The organism is Pseudomonas paracarnis (assembly GCF_904063055.1).
Taxonomy (GTDB): Bacteria; Pseudomonadota; Gammaproteobacteria; order Pseudomonadales; family Pseudomonadaceae; genus Aquipseudomonas; species Aquipseudomonas paracarnis.
In genome coordinates this window covers 845,012-864,328 of the sequence record NZ_CAJFCN010000001.1, presented here as the reverse complement: position 1 = coordinate 864,328, position 19,317 = coordinate 845,012, and the positions used below count along the sequence as shown (strand labels likewise).

The 19,317-nt window shown below is 59.9% G+C and carries 23 protein-coding genes; 14 read left to right on the top strand and 9 right to left on the bottom strand.

The features are described 5' to 3' along the window. Positions 1–22 precede the first annotated feature (22 nt). The 7 genes from JMV15_RS04005 to JMV15_RS03975 are packed head-to-tail and all read left to right on the top strand — an operon-like array spanning position 23 to position 3,999. Positions 23–370, top strand: a complete 348-nt coding sequence (locus JMV15_RS04005; protein WP_201491280.1) for a DUF7673 family protein — start codon at positions 23–25, stop codon at positions 368–370. Then, entirely contained in the window at positions 367–573 is a 207-nt protein-coding gene (locus JMV15_RS04000) for a hypothetical protein (RefSeq protein WP_080519936.1), read from the top strand. Before JMV15_RS04005 ends, JMV15_RS04000 begins: the two co-directional genes overlap by 4 nt. Positions 574–631: 58 nt before the next feature. Next, on the top strand, positions 632–1,099 hold the full coding sequence (locus JMV15_RS03995) for a DUF2528 family protein (RefSeq protein ID WP_201491279.1): 468 nt from the start codon (positions 632–634) through the stop codon (positions 1,097–1,099). Then, on the top strand, positions 1,092–2,846 hold the full coding sequence (locus tag JMV15_RS03990) for a class I SAM-dependent methyltransferase (RefSeq protein WP_201491278.1): 1,755 nt from the start codon (positions 1,092–1,094) through the stop codon (positions 2,844–2,846). Before JMV15_RS03995 ends, JMV15_RS03990 begins: the two co-directional genes overlap by 8 nt. Next, positions 2,839–3,465: a hypothetical protein gene (locus tag JMV15_RS03985; RefSeq protein ID WP_201491277.1), complete on the top strand. Its 627-nt coding sequence runs from the start codon at positions 2,839–2,841 to the stop codon at positions 3,463–3,465. Before JMV15_RS03990 ends, JMV15_RS03985 begins: the two co-directional genes overlap by 8 nt. Further along, positions 3,462–3,713: a hypothetical protein gene (locus tag JMV15_RS03980; protein WP_201491276.1), complete on the top strand. Its 252-nt coding sequence runs from the start codon at positions 3,462–3,464 to the stop codon at positions 3,711–3,713. Before JMV15_RS03985 ends, JMV15_RS03980 begins: the two co-directional genes overlap by 4 nt. A gap of 10 nt (positions 3,714–3,723) precedes the next feature. Next, positions 3,724–3,999: a pyocin activator PrtN family protein gene (locus JMV15_RS03975; RefSeq protein ID WP_201491275.1), complete on the top strand. Its 276-nt coding sequence runs from the start codon at positions 3,724–3,726 to the stop codon at positions 3,997–3,999. Here JMV15_RS03975 and JMV15_RS03970 read toward each other — a convergent pair. Continuing rightward, complete coding sequence (locus JMV15_RS03970; protein ID WP_201491307.1) at positions 3,974–5,125, bottom strand: site-specific integrase; 1,152 nt, start codon at positions 5,123–5,125, stop codon at positions 3,974–3,976. The two genes, JMV15_RS03975 and JMV15_RS03970, sit on opposite strands and share 26 nt — an antisense overlap. Positions 5,126–5,228: 103 nt before the next feature. Between JMV15_RS03970 and dusA the strand changes: the two genes are divergently transcribed. Both dusA and tal read left to right on the top strand, forming a co-directional pair. After that, positions 5,229–6,239, top strand: coding sequence for a tRNA dihydrouridine(20/20a) synthase DusA (gene dusA / locus JMV15_RS03965; RefSeq protein WP_201491274.1), 1,011 nt, complete (start codon positions 5,229–5,231; stop codon positions 6,237–6,239). Positions 6,240–6,853: 614 nt separating this feature from the next. After that, positions 6,854–7,780, top strand: coding sequence for a transaldolase (gene tal / locus JMV15_RS03960; protein WP_019818234.1), 927 nt, complete (start codon positions 6,854–6,856; stop codon positions 7,778–7,780). A 196-nt stretch (positions 7,781–7,976) separates the two neighbouring features. Here tal and rssC read toward each other — a convergent pair whose 3' ends face one another. Continuing rightward, on the bottom strand, positions 7,977–8,459 hold the full coding sequence (gene rssC / locus JMV15_RS03955; RefSeq protein ID WP_010212025.1) for an anti-sigma factor antagonist RssC: 483 nt from the start codon (positions 8,457–8,459) through the stop codon (positions 7,977–7,979). Continuing rightward, positions 8,459–9,640 carry a two-component system response regulator RssB gene (rssB, locus tag JMV15_RS03950; RefSeq protein WP_014717527.1) on the bottom strand — a complete coding sequence of 394 codons (1,182 nt, stop codon included), beginning with the start codon at positions 9,638–9,640 and terminating at the stop codon, positions 8,459–8,461. Before rssB ends, rssC begins: the two co-directional genes overlap by 1 nt. 276 nt (positions 9,641–9,916) lie before the next feature. On the opposite strand from rssB, the gene JMV15_RS03945 reads away from it, so the two are divergent. Next, positions 9,917–10,213 carry a PilZ domain-containing protein gene (locus JMV15_RS03945; protein ID WP_003189689.1) on the top strand — a complete coding sequence of 99 codons (297 nt, stop codon included), beginning with the start codon at positions 9,917–9,919 and terminating at the stop codon, positions 10,211–10,213. A 137-nt stretch (positions 10,214–10,350) separates the two neighbouring features. Here the strand turns inward: JMV15_RS03945 and JMV15_RS03940 are convergent, their stop codons facing one another. Continuing rightward, positions 10,351–11,040 (bottom strand): MlaA family lipoprotein, encoded by a 690-nt coding sequence (locus JMV15_RS03940; protein WP_003189688.1) that lies wholly within the window; start codon positions 11,038–11,040, stop codon positions 10,351–10,353. Between the two features lie 196 nt (positions 11,041–11,236). On the opposite strand from JMV15_RS03940, the gene JMV15_RS03935 reads away from it, so the two are divergent. After that, positions 11,237–11,845, top strand: coding sequence for a hypothetical protein (locus tag JMV15_RS03935; protein ID WP_003189687.1), 609 nt, complete (start codon positions 11,237–11,239; stop codon positions 11,843–11,845). Between the two features lie 111 nt (positions 11,846–11,956). Then, positions 11,957–12,223, top strand: a complete 267-nt coding sequence (locus tag JMV15_RS03930; RefSeq protein ID WP_014717525.1) for a DUF4404 family protein — start codon at positions 11,957–11,959, stop codon at positions 12,221–12,223. A 135-nt stretch (positions 12,224–12,358) separates the two neighbouring features. Here JMV15_RS03930 and queF read toward each other — a convergent pair whose 3' ends face one another. Together queF and copI are read right to left on the bottom strand one after the other, a co-directional pair. Further along, positions 12,359–13,189, bottom strand: a complete 831-nt coding sequence (gene queF / locus JMV15_RS03925; protein WP_019818237.1) for an NADPH-dependent 7-cyano-7-deazaguanine reductase QueF — start codon at positions 13,187–13,189, stop codon at positions 12,359–12,361. A 66-nt stretch (positions 13,190–13,255) separates the two neighbouring features. Beyond that, positions 13,256–13,777, bottom strand: coding sequence for a copper-resistant cuproprotein CopI (gene copI / locus JMV15_RS03920; RefSeq protein WP_003189683.1), 522 nt, complete (start codon positions 13,775–13,777; stop codon positions 13,256–13,258). A 156-nt stretch (positions 13,778–13,933) separates the two neighbouring features. Between copI and JMV15_RS03915 the strand changes: the two genes are divergently transcribed. Next, the gene (locus tag JMV15_RS03915; protein WP_020302902.1) at positions 13,934–14,614 is read left to right on the top strand and encodes a heavy metal response regulator transcription factor; all 681 of its coding nucleotides are present in this window, start codon (positions 13,934–13,936) and stop codon (positions 14,612–14,614) included. Continuing rightward, positions 14,611–15,960 (top strand): heavy metal sensor histidine kinase, encoded by a 1,350-nt coding sequence (locus tag JMV15_RS03910; protein ID WP_014717522.1) that lies wholly within the window; start codon positions 14,611–14,613, stop codon positions 15,958–15,960. The genes JMV15_RS03915 and JMV15_RS03910 overlap by 4 nt, the downstream gene beginning before the upstream one ends. 108 nt (positions 15,961–16,068) lie before the next feature. Here JMV15_RS03910 and JMV15_RS03905 read toward each other — a convergent pair whose 3' ends face one another. Genes JMV15_RS03905 through JMV15_RS03895 form a run of 3 tightly spaced genes read right to left on the bottom strand, consistent with a single transcriptional unit; the run spans position 16,069 to position 19,315 of the window. After that, positions 16,069–17,313 (bottom strand): lipoprotein-releasing ABC transporter permease subunit, encoded by a 1,245-nt coding sequence (locus JMV15_RS03905; protein ID WP_014717521.1) that lies wholly within the window; start codon positions 17,311–17,313, stop codon positions 16,069–16,071. Positions 17,314–17,373: 60 nt separating this feature from the next. Continuing rightward, positions 17,374–18,057, bottom strand: coding sequence for a lipoprotein-releasing ABC transporter ATP-binding protein LolD (gene lolD / locus JMV15_RS03900; protein ID WP_019818240.1), 684 nt, complete (start codon positions 18,055–18,057; stop codon positions 17,374–17,376). A gap of 7 nt (positions 18,058–18,064) precedes the next feature. Next, a complete protein-coding gene (locus JMV15_RS03895) occupies positions 18,065–19,315 on the bottom strand; it encodes a lipoprotein-releasing ABC transporter permease subunit (RefSeq protein ID WP_014717520.1) in 1,251 nt (416 codons plus the stop codon). Positions 19,316–19,317 lie beyond the last annotated feature (2 nt).

The window sequence follows — 19,317 nt, the reverse complement described above, 5'->3', positions numbered from 1 at the left end:
GGCCTTCGAAAGGAGAATCCGTATGACTACGCCTGCCCAAAAACAGCAGCCCAACTGGTTCCAACAACTGCAGGAGTTCGAAGCCAAGCGCCCTGCCGTCCGCAAGGCCGGTATCGAAGCGCTGGCCCGACTGGTCCCTGTCGCCCAGCGTGAAACAGGGCAGAGCGCAGTGATCGGTCGCTTTCTGCTAGGGCTCTACAACGGCCGCGACTACCCCTTCGTGCTGACCAGCCTGCGCGGCCTCGACACTACTCTTTTCGACGACTGCCTGGCAGTGAAGCAACTGGACTATTCGCCAGAGCAAGAGGTGCACACGTACCTCCCTGACGGCGACGCCATCTGGGAGCAACTGATCGGGACATGGGCATGAAATGGGCGCCGAAACGCAATAGGGACGGGCAAGTCCAGCAGAACTGCTGGGTTACCGACAACGGCTACACCGTGGCGCTGTGCCGGTTGCCGGAGTCGCGCTACCCCGTAACTCGCCCAGGAGGCGAACTGCCTTTCGCTTATGCGAAGGACAGAGACGAAGTCATAACGATCATTGAGCAAGACCAGGCCAAACCGGCCTGAAAGATGGTGTCGAGGAGCGCCAACTCCCCGACACCTACCACTACTAAGGAGCAGCACCATGCAAGCACAGAACCCAAGCAGCAGCGCCGTAGAGGCTAGCACCCCACCGAGCATCAAGCGATACCTGGTCAAGGAAACGTGGAAGGAATACGAAGTCACACTTGAGGTGAATCACGACGTATTGACCGAAGAAATCGCCTCCATGATCAATGGCTTTTGGTCGAACGCCGCTGACCGGCTCGCCGCTGAAAACGGTGATGTCATCAGGACCGTTATCCGGTTGTTTGGTCAGACGATGATCTATCGGATGCTGAGCGAAGGCGGAGCAAGCTTCAGCATCGCCACCAAAAACCGTATGACGGGTGAACACCCTGGACCCTTTTGGACCGAAGACATTCACAACGAGGAAGGCTGGGGTGGCACTGAGCCTGGGCCATACGGCGTATGCGGAATCCGCGTAATTGCAGCTGACGTGGACGCACCTGGTTACGACGACGTCGAGCTGGTGGAGGTGTCCAATGCTTAAGCGCACCCTCACTCACTTCCATTTTTGCTGCGGTGTCGGTGGCGGAGCCAAAGGCTTCAATCGGGCAAAACCCAAGGTTGGTAACGTTCAGGCGGAATGGGAATGCATTGGTGGCATCGATGTAGACCCGGCCGGGCTGCGTGACTTCGAACGCTTGAGCGGTGTGAAAGGCACGCTGTTGGACCTGTTCACCCGCGATCAATACATTCGTTTCCACGGTAAAGAACCACCGCCTGGGTGGCGTGAAGCAACCCCGGAAGATATCCGCCGTGCCGCCGGAGGACGTAGACCGGACGCCGTATTTATTTCCAGCCCCTGTAAAGGCGCGTCGGGCTTGCTGTCCGAATCCATGAGCCTGACACCGAAATATCAGGCTCTCAACGAACTGACGTTGCGCTGCGTTTGGCTGATGTGCGAAGCCTGGAAAGATGATCCAGTGCTGTTGATCGTTTTCGAGAACGTGCCCCGCCTTGCAACCCGTGGCCGACACCTTTTGGATCAGATCAATAAGTTGCTGAACCACTACCGTTATGCAGTGGCGGAAACCACCCACGACTGCGGCGTCATCGGTGGCCTGGCCCAAAGCCGCAAGCGCTTCTTGTTGGTGGCTCGCCATATCGAGAAGGTGCCGCCCTTCCTGTACGAGCCGGAAAAGAAAACCCTCATGTCTGTAGGTTCGGTCCTCGGCCGTATGCCTATGGCCGGAGACATGGAAGCCGCAGGGCCGATGCACCGAGTGCCAGCGCTGCAATGGAAAACATGGGTACGACTGGCCCTGGTCGATGCTGGCAAGGACTGGCGTTGCCTGAACGATTTAGTGATCGAGGACGGCTATCTGCGCGACCTGGTTATCGTCCCGCAATTCCGCGACGGTTTCCTGGGTGTGCACGACTGGAACGAAACGGCCGGTACCGTCGCCGCACGCAGCGGCCCAACAAGCGGCAAATTCTCGGTGGCTGATCCACGGGCCAGGGCCGGAGCCTTGCAATATCAGCAGTACGGTGTACGGCGCTGGGATGAAACCAGCGGCGCGGTGATCGGCGTCAAGTCGCCCGGGCAAGGGACATTCAGCGTTGCTGACCCACGCGATCCCGGCATTGGACATGCCAAGTACAACGTAGCCCAATGGGATGGCACCTCACGCACGGTCATCGCCGGCAGCACCACAGGCCAAGGTGCTTTTGCCGTTCAAGATCCGCGCCCAGGAATGAAACGTGGCAAGGGCGATGCCTACCTGACCGGTGGGCACTATGGGGTTGTTGACTGGAATGATCAGTGTGGCGCCGTTTCTGCCAGTGCCCGCCAGGACAATGGCCGGTGGTCTGTCGCAGATCCTCGTATGCCCGGGGCCAATGACCGGCTCACCTGCGTTATCGAAAGCCTCGACGGCACCTGGCATCGCCCGTTCACCACACTCGAACTGGCTGCGCTTCAATCGCTCATTAACCCTGACGAGCTTTGGTCTGCCGATCCCAAGACCACCCACGAAATTCATGTTGAGCAGTACGTTCGAAAAATTGAGCAGGCTCGTTTCTTCGAGTTGGACGGAGCCAGCGACCAGGCCTGGCGCGAACGGATCGGTAATGCCGTACCACCAGACGCGGCCGAGGCAATCGGCTACGTAATGGGTACCACCATCTTACTGGCCGAGGCTGGTGAGACTTTCATGCTCAACAGTATGCCGGTTTGGGTTCAACCCGCGGCTATCGCGTTGAGCGTGGCTCAGCAGGAGGTTGATCATGTCTGACGTCTTCTTCTTGCAGGACAGCCGCAGTAACGTCGGCAGCCGGGCAATGTTCTGGCGCAACGGTGGCGGCTACACCTCGAATCTCGACGAGGCAGAGCAGTTCACACGGGAACGCGCATTGAAGCAGTACGAGAGCAGACAAACCGATTTGCCATTACCCGTGAGCTACACGCGGGCTCAGTCAGAAACTGGAGTTGATTGTCAGTACCTCACCCGCTCCGAAGCTGAAGCCTACCGCGACACGGACGGCCGTTTTTATGTGGCCTACGCACGTGATTGGGATGGTAACGATTTGGTCTGGCTCGGTGGAACTGGTCCGACGGCCAATCTGGAATACGCAATTCACCCCGGAGGCGAGGACGCACTGAGCTACCGAAAGCAAGGCTTTGATCTATGGCCTTGCGGCTATATTGCTACTCGTTCACGCCCGGTTGTACGGGCCTCGCTGCTCGATCACAAACAGGCGCTCCGGGCTGCCGGCCTGCGGTTGCCCCATATCAAGGTTGAGCGCACAAGGACATACAACAACCTCAACAACTGCGAGGGCTGCGGGCGTTTCCTCAGCGAGCGTCAGCGCTTCGACGACTGCCCTAACTGCGGCGCGAGGAATGCACCATGACCGTATTCCTTTTGCTTTATCTATGCGCGGATGCAACCAGGACGGATTGCCAGGTGATAATGGCTGATAGCTGGAACGGCGCTCACGCCTATGAGCAATGCACCGACGTCGTGCCAGGTCTGACCAAGGCGTTGACCGAGCCCAACCGGAAACGGCATAGGTTTGTTTGCGAGATTCAGGGTGATGGTGCGAAACCAACAGAGCATAAGGCTCAGCCGGCGTTCATTCATCAATCGTTTCGTATGTAAGGGGGGCATCATGAACACAGCCTTTATCCTGATGGCCCAATACGACGGCCAGGCGATCATCCCGCTGGAGCTGGTGTGCCGGGATTACTTCACGCACCTGACGCCAAAAATGTTCGAACGCAAGGTGATGAGCAGTCAGATCAAGCTGCCCATCACCCGACTGGAGCCAAGCCAGAAGTCTGCCAAGGGCATCCACCTCACTGACCTGGCCGTTTACCTGGATCAACAGCGCGCAGCTGCTGTTAAAGAACACAACCAACTCAACGGGTTAAAACACGTCGTTTAAGCCACTTCATTGACGCGGCGCCCAGTTGGACGGGCGCCTGCAATATCTTCTCGTGCCACTCCCACCCTTTATACCGGTCACCCTTGCCGCGCAGGTGCGTATAGCGCCTCATTGAATTCCAATCCCTGTGGCCGGAAACGCTCGCCACACGCGGAATATCCCAGTCCATTTCGAACAGGCGGCTGACACCTTCATGCCGGAGGTCGTGGAAGTGCAGATCCGCGATGGTCAAAAACTTGCAGGCTTTCGTCCAGGACGTGGAGATCGACTCAGGGCTGTAGGGGAAGATGTCTTCGCCGGCCTTCGGCATCGTCTGGAGGATGTACCACGCCTCGTCCGGCAGGTAGCACCAAACATCGTTGCCGATCTTCTGCCCGGGGTTTTTCATGTCGCGCACCAGCACCCGCTGGCCGGCCTCGTCGACGTCTGCCCAGCGAATTCGGGTTATTTCATCGAGCCGGCGCGTGGAGAACAGGGCGAAGCCCACGACCTTCAGCATATTTATGACGGTCGGGCGCCTCACCTGCATGGCCTGGTAGTGCGTCAGCACCCGTCCCAGCTCATCCAATGTCGGTCGGCGGTCACGCTCACGGCTTTTCAGGTTGTAGCCCAGCTTGCGTAATACACGCCGCGCACCGCCCATGGCGAGCGGGTCGACTTGGTAGCCCCATGCATCTTTGGCTATCGCCAGCACTGCACCGAGGTGCGCCAGGTCATTGCCAGCGGTTTGTGGCTGAACGCCACCGCCCTCCCCGCTCATTCGCCAAAGTGCATAATCGACCAGGCACTGGGTGTTGATATCCGTATCGGTCAACTTGCCCAGGTAAGTTTCGCTAATCGCATTGAGTGTGGCGCGCTTGGTCTTACCCAGCGGCTTGGCTTTCTCAACTTCGACCAGGTAGCGATCTGTCATGTCTTTGAGCGTGGCGCCCTTGCGGTTTGCGCGCTCAATCGCACCAGGCTCATCCAGCTCTGACCCGCGCTTGCGTGCCCACGCCTGGGCGGCCTGTTTTCGGGCGAAGGTCTGGCTCTCTTGGTAGACTTGCACTCCGTCGCGCTTGATGCGGATCTGTGCCGTGTAGCTCACAGTCCCATCCGCCAGTTTTCTTGCCCTGATAGTCGCCATATTGAAAGTGGTACGCGTCAGTTTTGAAGTGGTACATCGTACCACCGAGCCTTTAAAAACGCCTGAAAACGCCCGAAAACACGCCAAGAACACGTTGAGTAAAATGCTAGATAAACAGACCTTTAGCCCCGTAAACGCAAGGCCCACGCTGTCTCGGCGCTTTAGTGTTGCCCCCATGATGGACTGGACCGACCGCCACTGCCGGTTCTTCCTACGCCTGCTCTCCAAACACGCCCTGCTCTACACCGAGATGGTCACCACCGGCGCTATCCTCCATGGCGACCACGACCGCTTCCTGCGCCACAACGAAGCCGAGCACCCGCTGGCGCTGCAGTTGGGCGGCAGTGTTCCGGCTGATCTGGCCGCCTGCGCCCGTATGGCCGAGGCCGCCGGTTACGACGAGGTGAACCTGAACGTCGGTTGCCCCAGCGACCGGGTGCAGAACAACATGATCGGCGCGATCCTCATGGCGCACCCTGCCCTGGTGGCGGATTGTGTGAAGGCCATGCGCGATGCGGTGTCGATCCCGGTGACGGTGAAGCACCGTATCGGCATCAATGGGCGGGACAGTTATGCCCAGTTGTGTGATTTCGTCGGGACGGTAAAGGATGCCGGTTGCACCAGTTTTACCGTGCATGCACGGATTGCGATTCTGGAGGGGTTGTCGCCCAAGGAGAACCGGGACATTCCGCCGTTGCGCTATGACGTGGCGGCGCAGTTGAAGCGGGATTTTCCGGAGTTGGAGATTAATCTCAACGGTGGGATCAAGACGTTGGAGCAGTGCCAGGAACATTTGCAGACGTTTGATGGGGTGATGTTGGGGCGGGAGGCTTATCACAATCCGTATTTGCTGGCGGAGGTGGATCAGCAGCTGTTTGGCAGCACCGCGCCTGTGATCACCCGCGCTGAGGCGTTGGCGCAGTTGCGTCCGTATATAGCCGAGCACTTGGCGACAGGTGGCTTGATGCATCACATTACGCGCCATGTTCTGGGGCTGGGGACCGGTTTCCCGGGAGCGCGCAAGTTTCGGCAGTTGTTGTCGGTGGATATTCATAAGGCGAGTGATCCGTTGGCGTTGCTGGATCAGGCGGGGGAATTGTTGGAGGGGCGGTGACGGGTTGGGTGTCAGTGGGGGTATTTGGGGCTGACAGGCTGCTTTCGCGAGCAAGCCCACTCCCACAGTTTTGAGCGATGTGTGTCAGGTGAATATCATTGGCTGGGCTGGCGTCATCGCAGGCAAGCCAGCTCCCACAGTTTGACTGATGGGGGTCAGGTGAATATCAGTGGCTGGACTGGCGTCATGCAGGCAAGCCAGCTCCCCACAGTTTGACTGATAGGGGTCAGATGAATCTCAGTGGCTGGGCTGGCGTCATCGCAGGCAAACCAGCTCCCACAGTTTGACTGATGGGGGTCAGGTTAATATCAGTGGCTGGGCTGGCGTTATCGCAGGCAAGCCAGCTCCCACAGTTTGACCGATGGGGGCTAGGTGAATCTCAGTGGCTGGGCTGGCGTCATGCAGGCAAGTTGGCTCCCACAGTTTGATCGGAGGACATCGAGCAGTTGGGGGGAACCTGTCGGCGATTCTGGCCTCCTAGTTAGCACCACTGCCGATGATTCAAACGGCCGTTTCCAGGTTATTGCCCTCGCAAACGACCTAACGCATTTGCGCCCTTGAGCGCCTGCCAGCGCTCGGGTAATGTCATCAGACCCACAGGACAGAGCACGCCCATGACTTCCAAGCTGGAACAACTCAAGCAATTCACCACCGTCGTAGCCGATACCGGCGATTTCTCCACGCTCGCCAAGCTCAAGCCGCAAGACGCGACCACCAACCCTTCCCTGCTGCTCAAGGCTGCGTCGATTCCTGGCTATGCCAAGCTGCTGGATGAGTGTGTGCAGGACTGCAACGGCGATGTGGGCCTGGCCAGTGACCGCTTTGCGGTGGCGGTGGGTCAAGAGATTCTCAAAGTCGTGCCGGGCCGTATTTCCACTGAGGTGGATGCGCGTCTGTCGTTCGACGAGGCCGCGATTCTCAAGCGTGCGCACCGTCTGATCGACCTGTACGACAAGGCTGGGGTTGGCCGTGACCGCGTGCTGATCAAGATCGCCTCCACCTGGGAAGGCATCCGCGCTGCTGAGAAGCTGGAAAAAGAAGGCATCCAGACCAACCTGACGCTGCTTTTCTCGTTTGCCCAAGCCGTGGCTTGTGCCGAAGCGGGTGTGTTCCTGATTTCGCCGTTCGTGGGCCGTATCTACGACTGGTACAAGAAGGCCAACGGCAACGACTACACCGGTTCCGATGACCCGGGCGTGCAGTCGGTGACACGCATCTATAACTACTACAAGGCTAACGGCTACAAGACGGTGGTGATGGGTGCGAGCTTCCGTAACCTCAGCCAGATCGAGGAGCTGGCCGGGTGTGATCGCCTGACCATCAGCCCGGACCTGCTGGAGAAGCTGGCAGCCGATGAAGGCAAGCTGGAGCGCAAGTTGGCGCCAGGCCATGCCGGTGAGGCACGGGTGCATATGACTGAAGCGCAGTTCCGTTGGGAGTCCAACGAGGATGCGATGGCGACTGAGAAGCTGGCAGAGGGCATTCGCCAGTTTGCGCGGGACCAGGAGAAGCTGGAGGCGTTGTTGTCGGCCAAGCTGTAAAGGCAGATAGCGGCAAAAAGGGCGGTACCTGTGAGGGTGCCGCCCTTTTTTGTGCGTCGGTGTCACCGCCGCCCTATGTGGGAGCTGGCTTGCCTGCGATAGCGGTGGGCCAGTCAACACTTAATCGACTGACACTGCGCAATCGCAGGCAAGCCAGCTCCCACATTGGACTGTGTGTGTTTGAGCAGGGAAGCTGTTAGTGCCGCTCGAGTGCGTTGACGAGGTCGTGGAAGGCTTCGCGGTTGGACTCGTTGAGGCCCATCAGGATCTTGTGCGCTTCCAGCACCTTGACCCGTACGATCTCTTCGGACTGGTCCTGGGACGGCAGGTCGGTGAGGCATTCCGGGCACGGGATGGGGCGATCAACGATGTTGAACACCTGGTCAAAGCCCATGGACTGCAACAGACGAGTGATGTCTTCATGGGTGGTGACCACGGTCGGCAACAGGCCGACCTTCTGCCGCGACAGAATGGACAACTTGGCCAACAGGCCCAGGGTGGTGCTATCGATGCTGCGCGTTTCGGTCAGGTCGATCACGATCGCCGAGAAGTTCAGCGCGGTGAAGATCCGCTCGATCGTCGCATCCAGGGCCGAACACAAGGTCAGGCGCACTTCACCGACAAATTTCAGGACGAAGGTCCCGTCTTGCTCGGCGAATTGGATTCTTCCGGTACTCATCAAAGATTCCTGCTCAACACCAATAGGGCGATATCATCCGGCATCTCCCCTAGCGTGGCCAATCCAAAAACCTGCCGCAGGCCATCCAGGCTGCCGCCCGCCGACTTGACCTTTTGGGGCAAGGCGGCTTCTTTCTCTTTGAGTGTAGGCTCTGGCAAAAGGTCCAGGATGCCGTCGGACATCAGCGTCAGGCTGAAAGTCGGCGGCAGTTCCAGGATGTGGTCTTCGTAGGTGGCTTCGTTAAACAAGCCTACGGGCAGGCCACGCCCTTCCAGGTAGCGCACACTGTCAGGAGTGTACAAAACAGGCATCGGCAGGTGACCGCCAATGCTGTAGGTCAAAAGACCGGTTTCTTCGTCGATCACGCCGCCGACCATCGTCACGTGCTTGCCCAGCTTGCAGCTGATCAGGCCCCGGTTGATGTGGCCCAGCACCTCGGAGGGGGTGAACTCCGGCAAGGTGCCATTGCGCTTGGACTCGAACAACAGCCGTGTGGTCATGAACTTCAACAACACGGTGACAAAAGCCGAAGACGCGCCGTGGCCCGAAACGTCGGCCAGGTAGAACGCAACGCGGCGTTCATCGACGCGGAAATAGTCGACAAAATCACCCGACAGGTACAACGACGGGATGATCTGGTGGGCAAACTTGAATTCGTCAATCGTCCAGGGGCTCACCGGCAGCATGTTCATCTGCACCTGGCGACCGGCGTTCTGGTCTTCCTGTAGCAGGTTCAGGCTGGCTTCGAGCTCGCGGTTGGCGGTCTCGAGCTTTTCGCGGTAGCGCTGGTTTTCCAAAAGCAGGCGTGCACGGTCCAGGGCGCGGCGCACCGAGTGCTCCAGCACGGCCAGGTCTTCCAGGGGCTTGATCAGGTAATCGGCAGCGCCCAGGCGCAGGGCTTCGACGGCGTCGTTCATGACACCGGCACCGGACACGACAATCACCGGCGTTTGCGGGGCAAGGTCGGTCACCTGGCGAATCAGCTCCAGGCCGCCCATCTGGGGCATGCGCAGGTCGCAGATCACAAGGTCGGGCTTGTCGCGCTCGAATACCTGGAGACCCTGTTGGCCATTACTGGCCTGCAGGACGCTGAAGCCACTGTCTTCCAAGTAGGCCGCGAGGCTCGCGCGCACTACTTCGTCGTCATCGATTATCAGCAGCGTGGCACTGGTTTTTTGCATGTGGGCAAACGGCGCCAGAATTAGGTTGGCGTAGGCGGCTCGGCAATGGCCGGGCTCACGTACTGGATTCGCTTTCTAGCCTCTCTGTCCTACAAAGCATTGGGATTTGGCCCATGCACAACGGTAAAGCAGAGGTGCCCTTCTAAGGCGCAGACGGTACTCCCATCCGTGAGGGGTTTCAAGCTCATGCCGATGGTCGCCGGGCGTCTTTACACCGCAAATCACCGGGAGTTATAAGAACCCTCACAACCACAACGCAAAGTAAGGATGGATGCTGTGAGCGAACACGAGCGCGACTACGCCGAAAAACGCGATTTCATCCGCATGCGAATAGATGCCGATGTGTCTTTGATCCATGCCGGGCAGGAGATTGCCGGTACCTGCGTGGACCTCTCCAGTTCCGGCATGCAGGTGCAGGCACCTCGCCAGTTCACGGTGGGTGACCTGCTGACCGTGCGCATTGATTCAGAGCACGCCGCGCTCAGGGGTCTTGAAGCGGATACCGAGGTGGTGTGGACCAAGGCAGTAGGCGATGACCAGCATCTGGGCCTCAAGATTCTGAAAATGCGCTAACGCAGCATCCAGCCCCTGCGCAAGGGTGACGCGGAGCGTCACGGGATGCGTTCCCACGCGTAGCGTGGGGAACGATCAGCGCGCACAAAAAAGGCGACCCTATAAAGGTCGCCTTTTTCATTTCAAAACGTCGCAGCTTAAAAGTCGTCAACGACCTTGCCGTCCTTGACCTTGAACTCGCGGTTCTGCAGGTAAGCGTTACGAATGAAGGTGTACTTGTCGCCGCTGATCAGCTTCTCGCTGTCGAGCAGGCTGGCGCGCACGTCGACCACGTTGAGGCCGAAGGTGCTGTTACGCCAGCCGATGTCGTTCATGTAGCGGTACGGTTGGGTGTAGCTGTCGACGTATTTGGACGGCGCATCACGCAAGGTGCTTGGGCCCAGCAACGGGATCATCACGTACGGGCCGCTGCCCACGCCCCAGTAGCCGAGGGTTTGGCCGAAGTCTTCATCGCTGCGCTGCAGCCCCATTTTGGTGCCGACGTCAATAAAGCCCAGAACGCCAAATGTGGTGTTGACCAACAAGCGGGCGGTGTCGACGCCTGCATTGTGCGGCTTGAGTTGCAGCACGTTGTTGGCCAGGTTGCCGACATCACCGATGTTGCGGAAGAAGTTGTGAACGCCGTCCTGCACAAATTGTGGGGTGACGAACTGATAGCCCTGGGCGATTGGCTTGAGGGCATAGGTGTCAACGGTGTCGTTGAAGGTGAAGATGGGGCGGTTGACGCTTTCCCACGGGTCATCTTCCGAGGCCGCTTGGGCAGCGAAAGGCGCCAACAGGATGGTGGCACACACCGATAGCTGAGCGAAGTACTGGCTCCAGCGCATAGCTTTTGCTCCTTGAATGGTCTGTCATGGGCGCTATGCCCTGAATAAGGCTGTCAGTATATGACGGAAGTGCCGATTTAGGCAGCTACCTAGAATCGTCTTAGGGAAAATGCACAAAATTCCTACAAATATCGACAGTGTCATCCCCCTTGTCATGCCGCCCCGATAGCGTGGCAGCTATTTCAGGGACGTTCAGATGCCACACGCCGAGATTGCCGTCGCCGCCGCCCCCTCATTGACCGCCGTGTTATTTGGCCTGAGTGGCTGCCTGGTGGATTTTGGTTCCCTGGCGCGCACCGACTCACCTTGCGCCGACGCCGAGGCCACGCCAGGCGCGTTGAAAATCCTGCGCAGTCTCAAAGAACAAGGCGTGCCCTGCGCCTGGCTGGACGAACTGCCTCCCGCCGTGACCACGCCACTCTGCGCCGGCCTGCCTGGCTGGCTCAAGGCGGCCTCGCCCTCCTCCATTCGCTGGCCCGCGCCCCACGCTTGCTGGCAAGCCCTGATGGAGTTGAACATCGAACGCCTGGAAGGCTGCGTACTGGTCAGCGGCGAGCCGCGCCTGCTGCAATCGGGCCTGAATGCCGGTTTGTGGACCATCGGCCTGGCCTCCTGCGGTTCGCTCTGCGGCCTGTCGCCCCAGCAATGGCAGGCGCTGACCGAGCAGCAACGCGAACACAAGCGCGGCAAGGCCACGGTGGCGCTCTATGGCCTGGGTGTGCATTCGGTGATCGACCACCTCGGCGAACTCGGCACCTGCCTGGCCGACATCCGCCTGCGCCAGCTCAAGGGCGAGAAGCCCTGATCGAGATCATGCACAGTTGGCCGCAGTGGATTAATCTACAGGTCAGCCCGTAGACCTTTCACGGCGTGCCGCGGTCTATGCCAGTGCCTATCGATAAAAGGAAAGAACGTCATGCCTGATCGCGAGAAGTTACAACAGCAGGCCGATATTGTGCGTGAGCAACTGGAGAATCATCCCGAGTTGCCCGCCGAGAAACGTCAAGCATTGGAAGAGTTGATCGCCAAATTCGAAGTCCAGTTGGAAATGGAACCGGCCACCCAGACGCCCAGCATCGCTGACGATGTGAACCGGGCAGTGGAAGGTTTTGAACTGGACCATCCAGGCATTGCCGGGACGTTGCGCAATATCGTGCTGACCCTTGGCAATATCGGCATCTAACCCGAGCCCAAGCCAAACACAAAACCAAATGTGGGAGCTGGCTTGCCTGCGATAGCGGTGTATCAGTCACTTGATGAATGACTGAAAGATCGCAATCGCAGGCAAGCCAGCTCCCACAGTTTTTTGTATGAAGGCTTACTGACGCGCCAGCCGCACGTTCAGGAACTGGGTGTTCTCAGTGCTGCGATACGGGTTGATATCCAACCCACCCCGACGCACATAGCGTGCATACACGGTCAACTTCTCCGGCTTGAGCAAGCGCTGCAAGTCCAGGAAGATCCGCTCCACACACTGCTCATGAAAGTCCGAGTGCTGGCGAAAGCTGACGATATATTCCAGCAGGCTGGCGTGATCCAGCGCCGCACCACGGTATTCCACCACCACACTGCCCCAGTCAGGCTGGCTGGTCACCGGGCAGTTGGATTTGAGCAGGTGGCTGTGCACGCTCTCCTCCACCACGCGCGAATCATCGCAACGCAGCAGTTCCGGGCGCGGGTGTTCGTAGCTGCTGACGTTGATATCCAGGCCGTCAATGCACACGCCCGGCAACGCCATCACGCCTTCTGCCTCGATGTCGGCCAGGCTACGAATGCGCACGTTCACGGGCTTGCCGGCCGCAGCGCTGAGGTCGGTGCGCAGGGTGGCTTCAAGGCTTTGCGTATCGGCAAACGCGGTCTGGTTCAGCGAGTTGAGGTACAGCTTGAACGACTTGGACTCGATGATGTTTGGCGAGTCGGCCGGAATGCTGAATTCACCGATGGCTACCACCGGCTTGCCCGAGGGCAACAGCCAGGACAGTTCGAAGCAGTTCCAGAAATCCACGCCCTTGTACGGCAGGGTCTCGGCGCTCAGGCCCAGCTCGGCCCACTTGGCGGCGCGTGGAATCGGGAACAACAACGAAGGCGTGTAAGTGCTGATGTATTCACTGGACTTGCCCAGCGGCGAATGTTCGGCTGCGGGATGCATGGCGGAAACCTGGCTAAATAAACCGCGCCAGTCTACCAGCCTTTGCTCCCGCCCTTAACAAACGCCTCACTCAACGGTCAGTTTGCCGACCATGCCCGCCTGGTAATGCCCAGGCAGGTTGCAGGCGAACTCAAGGCCTGTGGCCTGCTTGAACGTCCAGGTCAGTTCGGCCGTCTTGCCCGGCTCCACCAACACACTGTTGGGATCGTCGTGCTTCATGCCGCCCATGTCGCCGTGGCCCATGGCGCTGTGATCCATCTTGCCCATGCCGGTGGCGGTGAGCATGCCACTGGCTTGCATCTGCAACATCTCTTTCTGGTGGGCGGCATGCATGGCCGCGTCACCCAGGTTGAACTCATGCAGCAACTGGCCTTTGTTGACCAGCACGAAGCGCACGGTTTCACCGGCCTTGACGTCCAGGGATTTGGGCTCAAAGGCAATGTCCCGCAGCGTGACTTCAACGGTGCGCGTGGCTTTATCCGCCGGGGCCGGCTGGCCGAACGCGTAGGTGTGAGTCGCATCCGCCAGTGCATTGAAACTCAACGCCAACAGGCAGCCCGCCAATAACTGGGGTGTACGCAACGCCATCTTTCACTCTCCAAAATAGGTATCCAGCTTGGGCAACACTTTAAGATGGCCTCGCTGCCAGCCAGCTGACTGCTAGATTACAACTTTGTCAGCTTGCGCCCATACCCCGGAGCCCAGGGTATAAAGGCCGGCGTCCACCTTGACCAAGAGCCCTACATGAAACTGCTGATCGTCGAAGACCAACCCAAAACCGGTCATTACCTGCGTCAGGGCCTGGCCGAAGCGGGCTTTACCACCGAACTGGTGGCCGACGGCACCAGTGGCCAGCACTTGGCGCTAACGGGCGACTATGACTTGTTGATCCTCGATGTGATGCTGCCCGGCCGCGATGGCTGGCAAATCCTGCAGGCGGTGCGCAGTGCCGGCCTGGACATCCCGGTGCTATTCCTCACCGCTCGCGATGCCGTAGAAGACCGAGTACATGGCCTGGAGCTGGGCGCCGACGATTATCTGGTCAAACCCTTCGCGTTTTCCGAACTGCTGGCGCGGGTGCGCACCTTATTGCGCCGTGGCAGCAGCACGCCGCAGGAGACCACGCTGCAACTGGCCGACCTGAGCCTGGACTTGATCCGCCGCCGCGTCGAGCGCAGCGGCCAGCGCATCGACCTCACCGCCAAGGAGTTCGCCTTGCTGGAGCTGCTGCTACGCCGCCAGGGCGAAGTGCTGCCCAAGACGCTGATCGCCTCCCAGGTGTGGGACATGAATTTCGACAGCGACACCAACATCATCGAAGTTGCCATTCGCCGCCTGCGCCTGAAAGTCGATGACAATTTCCCCAATAAGCTGATCCACACCGTGCGCGGCATGGGTTACGTGCTGGAGGAACGGTTCACGTGATCAAGCGCCTGTCCCTGACCAGCCGCCTGGCGCTGCTGTTTGCCGCCTGCACGGCGGTGGTCTCGTTGATCGCCGGGGTGTTGTTCAACCGGGCCAGCGAGGCGCACTTCATGGAGCTGGACCAGCAACAGCTCGAAAGTAAACTGGTGGCCCTGCGCAGCACCTTGCAGGGTGTCGCATCACCGGAAGACCTCGCCCGGCGAACCCCTCAACTGCGCGCCGAACTCGATCACCAGCCCGACCTCGCCTTGCGCATCACCGGAGCTGGGCAACGTTGGCTGGACGGCGCGCCACACCTTCCCTTGCCCCAAGCACCCGGCCTGCACAGCCTGCAATACGCAGGCACCGACTACCGCGTATTCATCGCGCCCTTGACGCCCAGCCAACTGGATTCGCCACAACTGACCCTGATCCTCGACATCACCCACCACCAGCACTTTCTGCAACGCATGCAACGCTTGATCTGGCTGACCGTCGGCCTCTCGGCCCTGGCCACTGCCCTGCTCGGCGCCTGGGCTGCGCGCAGTGGCTTGCGACCGCTGCGGCGCATGGGCGAAGTGGCCGCCAGTGTCTCCGCCCACTCCCTCACGCAACGCTTACCCCAAGAACAAATGCCGGTGGAGCTCGCGGAGCTGGCCCAAGCCGTCAACGCCATGCTGGCGCGCCTGGATGACGCGTTCCAGCGCCTGTCTGCCTTCAGCGCAGATATCGCCCACGAACTGCGCACACCGCTGTCCAACCTGCTGACCCAGACCCAAGTCATCCTCACCCAACCGCGCCCGCTGGAGGATTACCGCGAGGCGCTGCACAGCAATCTGGAAGAGCTGCAATGGATGGCGCAACTGGTCAACGACATGCTGTACCTGGCCAAAGCTGACCACGGCTTGCTGATGCCCAGCCGAGAAGCTCTGGATTTGGGCGATGAGGTCGACGCACTGTTGGAGTTCTTTACCCTGCTGGCGGAGGACGCACAGGTGACGCTGGTGCGCGAAGGCACCGCCCAGACGATGGGCGATCGCGGTATGTTGCGCCGGGCCTTGTCGAATCTGCTGGATAACGCGCTGCGGTTTACCCCACCGGGCGGCGAAGTGCGGGTGCGGATCGAGAGTGGCGTGACACTGACGGTTGAGAACAGCGGGGAAGGTATTCCTGCGCCGTTATTGCCGCGGCTGTTTGACCGGTTCTACCGAGCCGATCCGTCGAGGCGTGCAGGTAGCAGTGAACATGCGGGCCTGGGGCTGGCGATTACCCAGTCGATTGTGCGGGCGCATGGCGGGAGGATTTATTGTGAGTCGCAGGCGGGCTGGACCAGGTTTGTGATTGAGTTGCCCGAGGGCGACTGCTGATCGTTCCCACGCTCCGCGTGGGAATGCATTCCGGGACGCTGTGCGTCCCAACAGCGGACGCGGAGCGTCCGGTGAGGCATTCCCACGCAGAGCGTGGGAACGAGCAGGTTACGAATACCTGAGGGCGTGCGCCGGCTCAATCTTCGCCGCCCGATACGCCGGGTAAATCGTCGCCAAGAAGCTCAACACAAACCCCGCCGAGCAGATCAGCAACACATCCCCACCTTGCAGCTCCGAAGGCAGGTTACTGACAAAGTACACATCCGAGCTGAAGATATGCTGCCCGCTCACCCGCTCCAGCCAGCCCACCAGCTCACTCACGTTCAGCGCCGCAATCACCCCCAGCACGCCGCCGATCAAGGTGCCGACCACGCCAATCACGGTGCCCTGCACCATGAAGATCGCCATGATCTGCCGAGGTGTGGCGCCGATGGTACGCAGGATGGCGATATCCGCGCCTTTGTCGTTCACCACCATGATCAAGGTGGCGATGATGTTGAACGCGGCCACGGCGACGATCATCAGCAACAGCAGGCCGATCATGGTCTTTTCCATTTTCATCGCGCTGAACAGGCTGCCCTGGGTGTGGGTCCAGTCATCCGGCTTGTAAGCCGCGCCCAGGCTGGCGGCGATATCTGCCGAGACTTTGGGCGCTGCATACAGGTCCTTCACCGCCAGGCGCACGCTTTGCACCTGGTTGGGCTGCCAATGCTGGATTTCAGCGGCATCGGCCATGTGGATCAGGGCCATGGAGCCATCCAGTTCGGCGCCGACCTTGAAGATGCCCACCACATTCAGGCGCTGCATGCGCGGGGTGATACCGCCCGGGGCGCTGCTGAGCTCCGGCACGATCAGGGTCAGCTTGTCGCCCACGTTCAGGCGAAAACGCCGCGCAGTGATATCACCGACCACCACCCCGAACTCGCCGGGTTTGAGGTCGTCGAGTTTGCCGCGCACGATGTGCTGGGCCACGATCGACACCTTGCCTTCCTGGGCCGGGTCGACGCCACTGATCTCGATCGGCTGCATCGCGCCCTTATAGGAAAACATGCCATCCATCTGGGTGAAGGGCACAGCGGCGGTGACTTGCGGATTCTTCATCGCGGCCGCGGCCACCGGCTGCCAATCATCAATCGGCTTTACGCCGACGATGGTGGCGTGGGGCACCATGCCGAGGATGCGCGAGCTCATTTCACGCTGAAAGCCGTTCATTACCGAAAGCACCACGATCATCGCCAATACGCCCAGGGCGAGGCCGATCATCGAGGTCATCGAGATAAACGAGACAAAACGGTTGCGGCGCTTGGCGCGGGTATAGCGCGTGCCGATAAAAATCGATAACGGTCTGAACATTCGCGGGCACCGTTGGAAAAATGAAAAAGCCCGACCTCTAAAAACCGGGCTTGCAACAGGTCAGATAGCGACCAGATGACCTTCCTGCAAATGCAGTACACGGTCCATCTGCCGGGCCATGCTCATGTCATGGGTCACCACCAGGAACGCGGTGCGCATCTGGGTGCTCAGTTCCAGCATCAAGTCCTTGATGCCCTGGGCGGTGTGGGAGTCGAGGTTGCCGGTCGGCTCGTCGAGCATCACCAGGCCCGGGTTGTTCACCAGGGCACGAGCAATCGCCACGCGCTGGCGCTCACCACCGGACAACTCCGCCGGCTTGTGCTCCAGGCGGTGGCCCAGGCCGACGCGTTCGAGCAAGGCCGTGGCACGCTGACGCGCTTCAGGAATCGCGGTCTTGCCGATCAACAGCGGCATGCACACGTTTTCCAGGGCGGTGAATTCCGGCAGCAAGTGGTGGAACTGGTACACAAAGCCCAACGAGCGATTGCGCAGTTGGCCGCGGGCCTTTTCATTCAACGCCGATAGTTCTTCACCGGCCAGCCATACGCTGCCCTGGGACGGCGTATCGAGGCCGCCCAGCAGGTTGAGCAAGGTACTCTTGCCGGAACCGGAACTGCCGACGATCGCCACACGCTCGCCAGGGTGCAGTTCAAGCTGCAGGTTGGACAGCACCACCACCGACTCCGGGCCTTCCTCGTAGGATTTGCCCAGGTTGCGGCAGCTCAGGATTGCTTTTTCACTCATGCCCGATTCACTCATAACGTAATGCCTGTGCTGGCTGGGTACGTGCCGCGCGCCAGGCTGGATACAGGGTGGCAAGGAAGCTCAGGACCAACGCAGCGCCGCCCACCATCAGCACGTCCTGGGTTTGCACCTGGGACGGCAAGTAATCGATGAAGTAGACGTCGGCGTTGAGAAACTTGTGGCCGATCACTTTTTCAAGCAGGGCAATGGCAGCGCTGACGTTCAGCGCGGCCAGAATGCCCACCGCCGTGCCGATCAAGGTGCCGACTACGCCGATGACGGTGCCCTGCACCATGAAGATCGCCATGATCTGCCCCGGCGTGGCGCCCAACGTACGCAGAATGGCGATGTCGCCCTTCTTGTCGTTCACCACCATCACCAGCGTGGAGATGATGTTGAAAGCCGCCACGGCGACGATCAGCAACAACAACAGGCCGATCATGGCTTTTTCCATGCGGATGGCCTGGTACAGGTTGCCGTGGGTGCGGGTCCAGTCGCGGGCGTAGTACTCGGTCTCCCCCAGGTGCTGGGCAATTTCCCAGGCACCGCGCGGCGCATCGAACAGGTCGTTGAATTTCAGGCGCAGGCCCTGCACCTGGTCGGGCTGCCAGCGATGCAGGCGGGCCAGGTCGGTGAGGTTGGTCAGGCCGATGTAACCGTCGATCTCGCCAGCGCCGACGTGGAAGGTGCCCACCACGGTAAAGCGCTTCATGCGCGGGAACATGCCGGCCGGGGTCACGGTGACTTCCGGGGCGACGAAGGTCAGCTTGTCGCCAACCCCCACGCCCAGCTTGGCCGCGGCCTTGTCACCGATGACGATGCCAAAGCTGCCGGGCGCCAGCGCGTCGAGCTTACCTTGCAGCATGAACTTGTCGATGATCGAGACATTGCGTTCCTGGGCCGGGTCGATGCCATTGAGCAGGATCTTCTGCACCTTGCCGTCGTTGGTCAGCAACCCCTGCATCTGGGTAAACGGCGCGACCGCCACCACCTTGGGGTTCTGCTGGACCTTGGCGGCCAGGCTTTGCCAGTCGTTGATGGGCGCATCGCCCTCGATGGTCGCGTGGGGCACCATGCCCAGCACGCGGGTGCGCATCTCATGATCGAAGCCGTTCATCACCGACAGCACCACGATCATCACGACCACGCCCAGGGCGAGACCGATCATCGAGGTCAAGGAAATGAACGACACAAAATGATTGCGACGCTTTGCACGGGTATAACGCGTGCCGATAAATACGAAGAGAGGTCTGAACATGT